General features: G+C 51.9%; 11 protein-coding genes and 1 pseudogene. 5 read left to right on the top strand and 7 right to left on the bottom strand.

What is annotated here, in order from left to right; all coding sequences use genetic code 11:
- On the top strand, nt 1-547 hold a 547-nt coding region (locus tag FDW95_RS08455; protein ID WP_249358982.1), incomplete at its 5' end, for a primase-like DNA-binding domain-containing protein.
- Nucleotides 548-1,048: 501 nt separating this feature from the next.
- On the opposite strand, the pseudogene FDW95_RS08450 reads toward FDW95_RS08455, so the two are convergent.
- Nucleotides 1,049-1,578 (bottom strand): annotated as a pseudogene (locus FDW95_RS08450) (tetratricopeptide repeat protein).
- A 248-nt stretch (nt 1,579-1,826) separates the two neighbouring features.
- Nucleotides 1,827-2,939 carry an agmatine deiminase family protein gene (locus FDW95_RS08445; protein ID WP_115259339.1) on the bottom strand — a complete coding sequence of 371 codons (1,113 nt, stop codon included), beginning with the start codon at nt 2,937-2,939 and terminating at the stop codon, nt 1,827-1,829.
- Nucleotides 2,940-3,338: 399 nt separating this feature from the next.
- On the opposite strand from FDW95_RS08445, the gene FDW95_RS08440 reads away from it, so the two are divergent.
- The 3 genes from FDW95_RS08440 (at nt 3,339) to foxA (ending at nt 7,316) form a co-directional block, all read left to right on the top strand.
- Nucleotides 3,339-3,902 (top strand): DJ-1/PfpI family protein, encoded by a 564-nt coding sequence (locus FDW95_RS08440; protein WP_161959007.1) that lies wholly within the window; start codon nt 3,339-3,341, stop codon nt 3,900-3,902.
- A gap of 200 nt (nt 3,903-4,102) precedes the next feature.
- On the top strand, nt 4,103-5,086 hold the full coding sequence (locus FDW95_RS08435) for an AraC family transcriptional regulator (RefSeq protein WP_115259335.1): 984 nt from the start codon (nt 4,103-4,105) through the stop codon (nt 5,084-5,086).
- A 121-nt stretch (nt 5,087-5,207) separates the two neighbouring features.
- Nucleotides 5,208-7,316 (top strand): ferrioxamine B receptor FoxA, encoded by a 2,109-nt coding sequence (gene foxA, locus FDW95_RS08430; RefSeq protein WP_115259333.1) that lies wholly within the window; start codon nt 5,208-5,210, stop codon nt 7,314-7,316.
- Between the two features lie 127 nt (nt 7,317-7,443).
- On the opposite strand, the gene FDW95_RS08425 is transcribed toward foxA, so the two are convergent.
- From FDW95_RS08425 to FDW95_RS08410, 4 genes are all read right to left on the bottom strand, one after another.
- Nucleotides 7,444-7,953 (bottom strand): hypothetical protein, encoded by a 510-nt coding sequence (locus FDW95_RS08425; protein WP_115259990.1) that lies wholly within the window; start codon nt 7,951-7,953, stop codon nt 7,444-7,446.
- Between the two features lie 193 nt (nt 7,954-8,146).
- Entirely contained in the window at nt 8,147-9,238 is a 1,092-nt protein-coding gene (locus FDW95_RS08420; protein WP_115259989.1) for a 4Fe-4S binding protein, read from the bottom strand.
- Nucleotides 9,239-9,455: 217 nt separating this feature from the next.
- Nucleotides 9,456-10,844, bottom strand: coding sequence for a diguanylate cyclase (locus FDW95_RS08415; protein ID WP_115259331.1), 1,389 nt, complete (start codon nt 10,842-10,844; stop codon nt 9,456-9,458).
- A gap of 91 nt (nt 10,845-10,935) precedes the next feature.
- A complete protein-coding gene (locus FDW95_RS08410; protein ID WP_115259329.1) occupies nt 10,936-11,568 on the bottom strand; it encodes a LysE family transporter in 633 nt (210 codons plus the stop codon).
- 363 nt (nt 11,569-11,931) lie between these two features.
- Here FDW95_RS08410 and yahO point away from each other — a divergent pair, with 363 nt between their 5' ends.
- Nucleotides 11,932-12,207, top strand: coding sequence for a DUF1471 family periplasmic protein YahO (gene yahO / locus FDW95_RS08405; protein WP_115259327.1), 276 nt, complete (start codon nt 11,932-11,934; stop codon nt 12,205-12,207).
- 48 nt (nt 12,208-12,255) lie between these two features.
- Here yahO and FDW95_RS23645 read toward each other — a convergent pair.
- Nucleotides 12,256-12,796, bottom strand: a 541-nt coding sequence (locus tag FDW95_RS23645; RefSeq protein WP_249358980.1) for a sigma 54-interacting transcriptional regulator, incomplete at its 5' end; no start/stop codon positions are given.

Genomic DNA, 12,796 nt, shown 5'->3' with positions numbered 1-12,796 from the left:
GCGCTTCACCGACCGCAGCGGCGGAGTGTCGCGTCGCAGGGTGATAATGCACTTCCCGGAACAGATTGCCCCGGAAGAACGTGACCCAAAGCTGAAAGATAAAATCGCCCGGGAGCTGGCCGTCATCGTGCGCCAGCTTATGCAGACGTTCAGCGACCCGATGACCGCGCGAACACTGCTCCAGTCGCAGCAGAACTCCGACGAGGCGCTCAGTATTAAACGCGACGCCGACCCGACATTTGATTTTTGTGGCTATCTGGAGGCGCTGCCCGAACCTGACGGTATGTACATGGGGAATGCGAATATCATCCCGCGACAGCCGCGCCTGTACCTGTATCACGCCTATCTGGTCTACATGGAGGCGCACGGCTACAAGAACACACTCAGCCTGACCATGTTCGGCAAAGGGCTGTCATCGATGCTGAAAGAGTACGGGCTGAATTACGGTAAGCGACGAACAAATCAGGGGATGCAGACGAACCTTGCGCTCAGGGAGGAAAGTAACGCCGACTGGCTGCCCCGGTGCGATGAAACCACCGCGACATAACCTACCCGGACCGGCATCAGCCGGTCTTTTTTTATCTGAAATCCCGGAAAGTGAACAGTAAAGTGTTCACTGTTCACGGACTGTTCATCGTGTATCATGTTGAAAATAAAGATAAATAATGGCGAGTGAACAGTGTGAACAGTTTTCCGTAAAAAAAGTTTTTTTCGTAGTTTGAGGTTGTGCGAAAAATGAACGCATCCGCCAATGTGTATAGGGGTGTGTATAGGTTTATTCTTCGATATTATTTTTTTCAATAAAATCAATTGATTGATTCTATTTGTCGACTCCTATTATCGCACCATTTCAAACTATTCCCAGGTCTACCGAAATCAACTCAAAGTCCGTGTTTTTCCGCTTCTGACATGTTTCTAAATCTCCAGCGTTAATCGGCCTCAGCCGACATCACGTTCCTGTTGGTGGCATTAATGGGGGCATTCTGTGTAGATGCCCCCAATGAAGCTAAACGCACGCCATTGCCGCTATTTCTCGTTTCTTTCTGGCCTATGACTCAGGGTGTCCGTCGATCGCGGCTTTAAGGTCGCGATATTCTTCGCATTGAGTGCCGCAGAGGGTTTTAATGGTGGCCAGTTCCGCTTTTGCCAGATCGGGGCGACCCTTAACCATCCATGCCTCACCGAGGTATTCGCGTACTTTGGCATAATGCGGATCAAGGGCAATCGAGCGTTGATAATAGCCAATCCCTTCATCCGTACGACCCAGTTTGCGGGTGGCATAACCCCGATAGTTCCAGGCCTCACGCGTATTGGGTTGCTGTAAGGTATCGAGTAAATTGATAGCGTCCTGATAGTGACCGGTTTTCGCCAGGTGATACGCATACTGTGTTTTATCCTGATCGTCGATCATACTGCTTTTTTCGGGCAAACAGTTTTTGGTTTTGTTGTCGTAAACCTGGCCCTTCGGGCAGTTGGCGTCGTGGTATCGTCATTTCCCATGGCGTTTACCGAAGCTGAATAGAGCAGCCCGCTTGAGACCAGACAAATCAGCGGCAGATATTTTGGAGCGAATTGCATTTTCATGATCCCGTCCTGTGCGTGTGTGAAGGGAGATTCCGGCATGCCGGAACAGTACAGGGCATGCTTTTATTGATTATTGATGCCAAAAAATGACCTGCCGTTTATTTTTGTAGTACTTCACGAACGTTGCCCATCACCGTGTTCCAGAAATAAAAAAACACACAGGGGGATCGCCCTGTGCGTCGGGTTTACAGCCCAAGAACTTAAACCCCAAGGCGATCGCGTAAGCTGTAATACGCTGCGCTTTAATGAGGTTGCTGCTGCGTGGCGCAGTGAATACCACCGCCGCCTGCTGCGATACCGTCGATATTCAGTTGAATAATTTCACGCTCAGCAAACAGCTCCTGCAAAATAGCGCGGGTATTGCGGTCGGTTCGTTTATCACCAAACTCTGGCGCAATAACGGCGCCATTGCAGAGGTAAAAATTGATATAGCCGGCGGCAAAGTCGTCGTTTGCATAGGTTTGGCGGATTGTGGTGGGGCCTTCCAGCGCTACGACGTTCAGGCGACGTCCTTTGGCGTCCGTCGCGGCACGTAATATCGCCAGATGACGGCGGGTTACGGCGTAATCGAACGATGACGCATCCAGCTCGAGACCCGCGACGACCGTACCCGGATGCGTAAACCGGGCATAAAAGTCTGTATGCCCATCGGTAATATCTTTCCCGGCGATACCCGGTAACCAGATGATTTTTTCCAGCCCCAGCAGGCGCTTTAGTTCGGCCTCACACTCTGTTTTGCTTACGCCGGGGTTGCGGTTTGGGTTAATAACGCAGCTTTCGGTAATAATCGCCGTGCCTTCGCCGTCCACTTCGATACCGCCACCTTCAAGCGTTAGTGAAGAAAGAATAAATTCAGCCTTAGCGTCATTGGTGACGAACTCAGCGATTTTTGCGTCGCGCTCATGTTCCTGTTTATCGCCCCAACCGTTGAAATTAAACCCGACTCCGCCGAGTGTGCCGGCAGTGTTTTTCACAAACACCGGTCCCGTATCGCGGATCCACAGATCGTCAATTGACTGCACCAACACATTGACCGATGGCCCACACAGCTTTGCCGCGAGGTCGCTGTCTTCTTCGCGAACCAGCATATTTACCGGTTCAAATGCGGCGATGGTTTTGGCGATCAGGGCCAGGTTTCCCTGGACTACCGGCAGCAGGTGAGGCTCCCAGATCTCTGCACTGGCGCCAAATGCCATCCAGGTTGCCGCATGGGGCGCACCTTCATCTGGCATTAGCCAGCGGTGGGTTTCTGCTGCGCTGGCCAATTTACTGAAGCCGATACCCGTTATACTGGCGAGTAACATACTCGTTGACGTCACTAGACTCTGTCTGACGAACGAACGTCTTGTGATCATGGGAAAACCTTTTTTGTCTATTCGCCGATTTACGCTGAACAGAATAATAATAGATGATAAATAATAGACAGCATTTATTTATTAAATAATAAATAATTATATGTCGTGAAAGTTCAGTCGAAATATAACACAGGGATTCTTACATGCAATTCATTCACTCTTAATTAATGGGCGTAACAGGCTGGTATTAAAATTTCTCAATTATATATTTATAGATAATTTATATTTATTAGTAGCGCTTTCCCTTGTGCTTAAGATGAATGCGACCTTCTGACGTGCCCCTGTGCAGACTGTGATCCGGCCGATTATTCTACGGTATTTATTAATGACGTATAGCGCGTGAACTATAGTAAAAAGGGCCGTTATTTCTGCACTTAATCGCTATGGGCGGGGACATTGATGAAAAAAATACTGATGCTGGTCGGAGATTATGTCGAAGATTATGAAACGATGGTGCCTTTTCAGGCGCTGAAAATGTTAGGTCACCGCGTGGACGCCGTCTGCCCGGATAAACGTGAAGGGGACTATGTTCAGACCGCCATTCATGATTTTGACGGGGCGCAGACCTACAGCGAAAAACCAGGACATCGTTTTACCCTGAATGCGAATTTTGCTGACGCGCGGGCGGCCGATTATGACGCGCTGCTGATCCCCGGTGGACGCGCCCCGGAGTATCTCCGGCTGAACCCGGATGTTATTCAACTGGTTCAGGACTTTAACTCGGCGGGCAAACCGATCGCCGCCGTCTGTCATGGTCCACAGCTGTTAGCCGCGGCCGGCGTGTTAGAAAACCGCACCTGTAGCGCCTATCCAGCCTGCGCGCCTGAAATTCGCCTGAGTGGCGGGCATTACGCGGATATCGGCATTGACCAGGCTCACGTTGACGGCAATCTGGTCACCGCACCGGCATGGCCTGCACATCCTGAATGGCTGGCCAAATTTGTTGATGTATTAATGAAGTAACTGACCGGTAAATCTGCACGTCGGTATAACCGCTTCGGCTATACCGACGGTAGGGCGGTCAACCTTAGCGGTATCTCTCAGCCTTATCTTTAAGATTATTATTGATAATAATTCTCATTATTATTGTTGCATTCTGTAGGTAATGGTAATGTTGCCACCAACCCGAAATCGCGAACCCCATTCCCTGTGCAGAAAACTGTATGAACAACACCACCGGCCAAAATACAGCCGCACGGCTGGCACGAACCTTCTCCGTCAGTGAGTTTATGGATTTTGGTGAGCGTTACGGCATTGATTACCGCTTTCCGCAGCTTTCGCAACAGCTGGATTTCCCCCATGCCAGCCCCGTGCTACAGGGAAAAGTCGAAGAGATGACGCTGCCCTGCGGGATGTGTGTTACCCACTCCGATGTGCAGGTGCTGCAACCCTACGAAACTACCTCCCGCCACAGCACTCCCCTGTATATGCTGGTAGTGCTGGAAGGTTGTGTGACATTGACTCTCAATGGGCAGCAGCATGTGGTGCGTTCCGGCATGGCGTTTAGTTCTCGCCTCAGCGAACATCAGACCATGAGCGCCCGTCACCCTGCGGACTGCAAGCTGCGAACGTTATCGTTGGGACTGTATCCGGACGGCGCGTGGCGCACGGGGTTGCTGGAGTCGTTAATGGTTGAATGGGAAAGATGCCAGACGCCAACGCTTATCTGGCAAGTGCCGGGCTTTTTGCTCAGTGGATTACAGTACGCCCAGCAGAGCACGCTCAGTAATGTATCCCGCCAGCTGATGCTGGAAGGGCTTATTTTGCAACTGTTCGGCCACGGTCTCAGCGTCTGTCAGGTGGAGAGCAGCAGACGCCAGGCTGCCAGCGGCGAACAGCAACGCCTCGAGATTGTGCGTCGTTTGCTGGAACAGACGCCGGAAAATGACTACACCCTCAGCGAACTGGCCCAGCGTGCGGCGATGAGCCCCAGCAGCCTGCGCAGCAAGTTTCGTGCGGCGTATGGCTGCTCCGTATTTGACTACCTGCGCGACTGCCGTCTGGAACGGGCGCGGGGGTATTTATTAGAAGGGTACAGCGTACAGCAGGCGGCATGGATGTCGGGCTACCAGCACGCCACCAACTTTTCGACCGCCTTTCGTCGCCGCTACGGTTTCTCGCCTGGCGATATCCTCAAACCTTGCTAATCCATTTCTCCGTTTTATGCGCGCGTCTGAATCGCATTTTGGCGCTGCGCATACGTAACCTGGCATCCGGCATAGCTATCTCTGGCATAAAAAGCGCAATAATTCTCATTTACAATTAGAAATGCCTTGGGAGATGTTCATGTTCGCGAAGACTCGGTTGGCGCTGCTGGTGGGATGGGTGACCGGCAGCGTGGCTTTTCCTCTGCTGGCGCAGGAAACAACAAAAAACGATACGGTGGTGGTCACCTCGCAAATGCAGAGCGGCGCCACCAAGCTTGCCACGCCGGATATTGAAACCCCGCAGTCGGTGTCCATCATTACTCGTGAACAGTTTGAAGAGCAGGGTGCCACCAGCGTGCGCCAGGCCGTCAGCTACACGCCAGGGGTGTACAGCAATCAGATTGGTGCCTCTAACCGCTTTGACTATATTGTGCTGCGCGGTTTCTCCGACGGTAGCCTCGATAACGTCTATCTCGATGGCCTGAAGATGATGGGTGATACCAACTCGCACAGCTCACTGGTGGTCGATCCGTGGTTCCTCGACAATATTGAAGTGGTGCGCGGTCCGGCTTCGGTGCTGTATGGCCGTTCTTCACCGGGTGGCATTGTGGCGCTGACCTCACGTAAACCGTCGTTTGATGCGGGTGGTGAAGTGAAGCTGTTTGCCGGCAATAACAACCAGCGTGGCGCCGCCTTTGACGTCACCGGCGCACTGGATGATAACGATCGCGTGGCGGCGCGTCTGAGTGGGATGACACGCTATGCGGACTCGCAGTTTGGTCCGTTGAAGGAAGAACGCTACGCGCTGATGCCCAGCCTGACCTGGCGTATCACCGACCAGACGCGTCTCGACCTGATGGCCTACCTGCACCGCGATCCGGAAGGTGGCAGCCACTCGGGTCTGCCATATGATGGCACCGTGGTGCCGCACGACGGGCAAAAGATTTCCAATACCTTCTTTGAAGGTGAGGATGACTACGACAAATACGATCGTCGCGAGAACATGGTGGGCTACAACATCGAGCACATGTTCGACAACGGTTGGTCGGTACGACAAAAGCTGCGCTATCTGCATACCGATGTTGAACTTAATCAGGTGTATGCGGCGGGCTGGCTGAATGACACTGAACTCAACCGCGGCTATTCCGGCTCCGATGAGAATATGTCGGCCATTACGCTGGATAACCAACTCGACGGCAGCGTGGATACCTGGCAGGTGAACCACCGCCTGCTGGTGGGCATTGACTATCAGAGTCGCAGCAATAACACCACTGGCTATTACGGCGCGTTCCCGCCGATTGACGCCTTTAACCCGGTGTACGGCGCGAAGCCGGATTACATCAACATGTACGCGCGTGAAAAACACAAGCTGCGCCAGACGGGCTACTATTTGCAGGATCAGATGTCATGGGATCGCTGGCGCATTACGCTCGGTGGCCGTTACGATCAGGTCAGCGTGTCGAACATTGATAAGATAAACGATACCCGCAGCGATCTGGATAAAAACAACTTCAGCACTCGTGCCGCGCTGCTCTATCTGTTCGATAACGGTTTTGCGCCGTACATCAGTTACTCCACCGCGTTCACACCGACCAGCTTTGCCGACGAAAACGGCAACCTGTTGGAGCCAATGAAAGGCAAGCAGTGGGAAGCCGGGTTGAAGTATGAGCCGGAGGGGCTGAACAGCCAGTTTAGCGCATCGGTATTCCGTATCAATCAGACCAATATCGCCACCAAAGAAGAACCGACCGACCCGTACCGCTCAATTGGCGAAATTGAATCGGAAGGGGTCGAGCTGGAGGCGATCAGCCAACTGACGGAGAGCTTCCGCCTGCAGGCGGCATACACCTATACCGACATTCGCTACAAGAAGAGCAGTCCGGAGGAGCAGGGTAAGCGTGCGGTGTACGCCCCGCGTAATCAGGCCAGCACCTGGTTGAGCTACGATGTGAAAAGTGGTCCGCTGGACGGCCTGACGCTGGGATCTGGCGTGCGCTACGTCAACGGGATCACCAGCGATCGCCTGAATACCCATACTCTGCCGTCGTACACGTTGGTGGATATGGCGGTAGGCTACGACTTAACGAATATTGGGATTAAGGGTTTGAGTGCGCAACTGAACGTCAACAACCTGACCGATAAACGCTACGTGGCGGCCTGTAACTCGCTCTCGTATTGCTACTTCGGTGCGGAGCGCAGTATCGTTGGCAGCGTGTCGTGGAAATTCTGATGTTAACCATCGGTTTTTAGCCGGATGGCGGCGCTGGCGCCTTATCCGGCCTACGGGGTGCACACTCATGTAGGCCTGATAAGCGAAGCGCCATCAGGCATTGATGGCCCGTTGATGACCAGACCGGTTATTGCGTAAAGCCGTTCTGGATACAAATCTGGGCGCTGGTTCTCAGGGTAAAGGCGAGCTTGTCCGGGTACTGGCTGTAATAGTTATGCTCTTCTTCCAGCCCTTTCGCCTGTGCCAGACGCACTGTTTCCAGCGAGCAGGTACGATAAATCAAATCCCTGTTCATATTAGTCTGCTTCTCGCGCTGCTTATCGGCGGGTAACGCCTGCCAGCTTTCTGACAGCGAGTAATCGTAGACCACCCGATTTCCCTTCGCCTGTACGTTCTCAATGGTAATGAAGTTGTCTATTTTCAGCCGCGGCTGTCCGCGCATTTTCTTCTTGTCTTCTGTGGCGGCATATTGCGCCAGTGCATTAATGTCCATACTGGCTATTTTTTGCTTATAGACCTCAACATAAGCCGTCGGCTGCTGATAATGCTGAGCGTAGGCGTTTCTTAACTCCCCGTCGCTCATTGAACAGCCAGCCAGAAAAAGAGGTAATAACAGTGCCAGTTTCATTTTAGTCATGGTTTTATTCCCGCGCATTATTGAGGTCCCTTATTGCCGAACATGAAATAAAAATAGAATTATTCCAGAGGCTATTTAAGGTTGTATAAACGGGACGCCGATGGCACAAGTTCATTAATCTTAAAATGGTCGAAAAAGGCGGAAACCCTGCCAGAATTGGCAGGGTGTTTGATGGTCTGCAAGGCGGTAAACGTTAATGCCCGATCATTCTGGCTTTCGGTATCAACTGAAAATACATATGCTCCGGTACCGGCGTCTGCCAGACGTTGGCATACATCGCATAGCCAATGACGGCAAATAGAATACCGAGCAGCAGTAGCGTCATTCCCCATCCAGGTAAAGCGACGCGTTGCCACCACGGTTTAGGTGCGGCGTTGCCGGTCGGTCTCTGCAGTGAAAACGTCAGCGTTGAGGCGACCGGGCATGATTCAACGCAGGTCATGCAGCCGGTACATTCAACGGTGCGAACCTGAATAAGCTTGTCCACCGGAATGTTTGACGGGCAGTTCTTTGCGCATTTTCCGCAGTCGATGCAGCTGTCTGCATTACGCCGGATTTTAAATGGAGAGAGCAGGGATAAGAGGCCGAGCAGGGCACCATACGGGCATAAATAGCGACACCAGGCGTTACGAATAAACAGGCTCATGATGCTGATAATCGCCACGAAAACCAGCGTCGCCGTGCCAATATGGCGGAAGAAATCGAGCATCTTGACGTCGATAATCATGCCGTAGGCCGACATCAAAAAGTACTGGATCCCCTGCGCGGGCATCGACAGGGCAATATACAGAAAGAAGCTCAGCAGCAGATATTTCAGGCTCAGCAGCGGCAGATCCAGCCAGCGCGGCAGTGTGAAATGGCGGCCAACAAGTTTTTTACCCAGATTGCCAATCAACTCTGACAGCGTCCCCACCGGACAGAGCCACGAGCAGAATGATTTTTTTAACAGCAGACTTATCAGTATAAACGCGACGAGCAGCAGCATGGAGGCGGCGTGGATCGGCGGAAGGTATCCGGTTTCCAGCGTATACCTGATGTTCATCAGCCCGGCGATAGGCAGCCACCCTTCAATCCCTCCCGGTCTGGGAATATACACGCTGGTGCCGCCGGTCTCAAAATAGCGGACCCAGTAATAAAAGGTCACGCCAATATAGATATTAATCGCCAGCAGAAGAAACTGGGTGGCTCTTCGCCAGGTGCTGGCATTCCGCCAGTCATTCCATGGCAGTTTTCCTCCGGTGGTGCCTGGACGGCGCTGCCAGCGTGTTCTCTTATTCCCGTTCATGATTTTATTATCCCTCATCGTTTCCTTCCCGCATTCAGGAGGACGCATCACCGGGATATGCTAACGCGATAAAGATATCATGTATTTGATTTGCATCTTATTCAGCGGCTGTTATTTTGCGCCAGGCAAAAGCCCTATTAAAAATAACAGCACGAGTATTAACACGGGTCAGATAAATACCCTGAAGGGGGTATTTATTTCTGCGGAAAGGGAAAAGTTATTCCTGATAGGTTTCGACGCGGTTACGGCCACGGCTTTTTGCCAGATACAGTGCGCGGTCGGCTTTATCCACCAACTGTTTGTAGTCCGGATGGTAGTCATATTCGGCGATACCGATACTGACGGTAATCGAGAAGGATTCCGTCGCCGAGGCCGCCATGCGCAGGTCGGCAATCTTTTTACGCAGGGTTTCCAGAATAATACTGGCCTGTGAAACCTCTGACTCGACCAGCAGGATCATAAACTCTTCACCGCCGTAGCGGAAAACGTAGTCGCTGCTGCGGATATGCTCATAAATCACCGCCGCCACGCTTTTCAGCGCCATGTCGCCGGTGTTATGCCCATAGCTGTCGTTGATTTGTTTGAAGTAATCAATGTCTAACATGGCCAGGGTGAACGGCTTGCGCGCATGTAATGCCAGCGAAATTTCGCGCCGCATAATGGTCGGAATAAAGCGGCGGTTAAGCAGCTGGGTCAGCGAGTCTTTACCGTTTTCCTGTTTGACCAGCGCTTCAAACATCGAGGCCAGAAGGTAATGGATTTTTGCCGACAGTTGGCGGACATCCTGCAATAAACTCATCCGTACGGCTTCTGCAGGTTGCTGTAGATTCAACAGTGTCTGGGTCAGACGGTTATCAATTTCTGCAATCACAGATTCCATTTCGGCAAGCAGATTGCTGTTACCGAATATATGTTTTCCCTTATGGGAGAACCACATACCAAAATCGGAGTTTGCCAGAAAGACCAGTTCCCCAACGGGTAATCCGGTGGCAATGTTGTAGATAAACTGATTTTCCCAGTCGGTAAACGAGCGGATTTGCCGCTCGCGCTCGACGTTGACGTCGTCATAAATCGTTTGCAGGCGATACTGTTCTTGCGTGTTCAGGGAGTTTTGATAGCTTGGCGAATAGGAGACGGTCATCGCCTCCAGTGCGGTATCCATTGCCAGGCTGCTAAAGCAGATAGCGTCACTCAACAGGTGAGGCGGGTAGTCTGCTTTCTTTTTCAGCACCCGATACAACTCATCTTTCAGCTTGCGCGCGCCCCGATTGACCAGATCGATGGGCAGGCCGATACGCGCATGCACCACGCCGATTTCGCGTTGTTTGAGCAGCAACTGTGAGAGGTCTTCCTGCGCGCTACCCAGCACGCTGCGCAGCCAGTTAAACATGCTGCCGCTAAGCCGCGTGCTGACTTGTTCAGTATTCAGGAACAATGCGCTCTCGGCATGGGAGAGCATGTAGTCATAAAACACGGTCACTAAATGGCGGATCTCCTCATCGCTTAACGAAGTCAGGATCGTATGGACGTCAGGAGACGTCTGGCGCAGCAGCGCCTGCCATTCAGTCAGTAGTAATGTGTCGTTTGCGGGGGCAACCTGTTCCATCTCACAGCCACTCAAAAATACGTTTAAAAATCCAGGCGGTATTACGGACAATTACGTCACGATGGTCAAGCGAAACTGTGTTTCAGGTGCGTTAACGATGGGTGATGCCTTCGTAAATCAGCCTCAGGGCGAAGGCTCCGATAATGGCACCAATCACCCGACTGGCAATCCGGTGGATCCGCCCATATGCGCGGCGAACTGCAGGTAAAGAAAACGCCTGACTGAGAAAAATACGCCAGATAACGGAAGACAACACAATCCCCGCCCACGCCATCATCCTTGCCCATGTCGGCGTGTCTGCACTCAGCGTGACCGAGAAAATACTAATAAAAAACAGCACGGTTTGTGGATTGGATAAATCCGTTAACAGTCCGCGCCGGAAGAAGACGTACCAGGGTGCAGAAATCGGCTGCTGTAACGTTGGCATTTGTGGTGTCGCCTGATGTCGAATGCTGTTCCACGCGAACCACAGTAAATACGCGCCGCCGACAATTTTAATCAGTGAGAATACGCCTTCACACTGGGTGATAAGTGTCGCCATGCCAAACAACCCGAGGCCAGAATAGAACGCATCGCCTAGCGCCACCCCCAGACCGGTCATCACGCCCGCCCGGCGTCCCGATGCCAGACTGGTTTGCACCACCACGAACAAATTTGCACCGGGATTAAAAAAGGTTAACACGAACAAACTGACGGTCAGTACGACGGCGTGTAGAGGTTCCATAAACAACGATTCCATCAGTGAGAATAGAGGGGTATGTGATGCGCAGTCTGGATTAAGACTATTCTGCGTCGTCAGCTACTCTACGTTTTCAACGTACATTTTTCTGAGGATTTACTCACACTGTATTATGAAACAATAGCGCTGTTGCAAGCGGGTATGTCAGGCGATTATTCGCGGCCAGGTGCGGCGGGGAACGCAACGGCGTAGGATCGTCGGTTATCTCCGTTTCGCAAAATCTCTTTATATTTCCGTTAGCTCTGGATTTTTTGAACAAGCTGAACTACTTATTAATCATCCTTGACTCGCACTATCGATGTTCAGGGGTCGATGATGGCGTAAAAACATAAAAATTGGAGCTTTTATGTGAAAACTGGATATAAGGTATTAATTGGTGCGTTAGCTTTTGTCGTTTCCAACGCCTATGCCGCGGAACTGATGATGAAGGTCGATTTTGATAAGGTTGAGTCTCAGTACACCAAGATTGGCACGATTTCTACCAGCAATGAAATGTCTGCCGCAGATGCTAAAGCAGACCTGATTAAGAAAGCCGATGAGAAAGGCGCAGACGTCCTGGTATTAACCTCCGGTCAAACGGACAATAAAATCCATGGCACGGCTAATATTTACAAGAAAAAATAACGCGCTGAACTGAAAGACAAACAACCCGCTGGTCATCGGACCGGCGGGTTATTGTTTTAATCGCCGCCAGAATGTGGTTCTACTGATACCTAAATACCGCGCGGCTGCGGTTTTATCGCCATTACATTGCGCCAGCACCTGCTGCGGTGTCAGTGATGACGCCACCTGAGGAGCTTCGGAGGTAACGGCTAACTCCGGTAACAACTGCTGCAAAAAATGGATGTTCAGTTCAGGTTGCGGTTCCACGCTCAAAAACAGCGCCAGACGCTCCATCATATTACGCAGCTCGCGAATATTTCCCGGCCAGCCATAATTGAGCAGCGTCTGCTGGCTCAGCCCGAGTCCCTTACGCACCGTATCAGAAAACGGCGCGTCGAGTTCCGCCAGTGACTGTTTTAAAAACCCTTCTGCCAGCGGCAGGATATCGGGCAGGCGCTCGCGCAGTGGCGGCAGTGTGAGGCGCAGAATGCTCAGGCGATAAAACAGATCGGTTCGAAACTGGCCCTGTTTCATCTCCTGCTCGAGATGACAGTGGGTGGCGCTGATCACCCGCACATCGACCGGGATCGGCTGATGCCCGCCCACCCGA

This window comes from Citrobacter sp. wls718 (assembly GCF_005280945.1).
Classification (GTDB): domain Bacteria; phylum Pseudomonadota; class Gammaproteobacteria; order Enterobacterales; family Enterobacteriaceae; genus Citrobacter; species Citrobacter gillenii.
This window is presented reverse-complemented; position numbering and strand designations above follow the sequence as displayed.

Bases quoted from the DNA above. Each gene is read 5' to 3' on its own strand.
- FDW95_RS08415 (WP_115259331.1), bottom strand. From the start codon at position 10,844: ATGGAACAGGTTGCCCCCGCAAACGACACATTACTACTGACTGAATGG.
- foxA (WP_115259333.1), top strand. From the start codon at position 5,208: ATGCCTTGGGAGATGTTCATGTTCGCGAAGACTCGGTTGGCGCTGCTG.
- FDW95_RS08420 (WP_115259989.1), bottom strand. From the start codon at position 9,238: ATGAACGGGAATAAGAGAACACGCTGGCAGCGCCGTCCAGGCACCACC.
- FDW95_RS08435 (WP_115259335.1), top strand. From the start codon at position 4,103: ATGAACAACACCACCGGCCAAAATACAGCCGCACGGCTGGCACGAACC.
- FDW95_RS08445 (WP_115259339.1), bottom strand. From the start codon at position 2,939: ATGATCACAAGACGTTCGTTCGTCAGACAGAGTCTAGTGACGTCAACG.
- FDW95_RS08410 (WP_115259329.1), bottom strand. From the start codon at position 11,568: ATGGAACCTCTACACGCCGTCGTACTGACCGTCAGTTTGTTCGTGTTA.
- FDW95_RS08425 (WP_115259990.1), bottom strand. From the start codon at position 7,953: ATGACTAAAATGAAACTGGCACTGTTATTACCTCTTTTTCTGGCTGGC.
- FDW95_RS08440 (WP_161959007.1), top strand. From the start codon at position 3,339: ATGAAAAAAATACTGATGCTGGTCGGAGATTATGTCGAAGATTATGAA.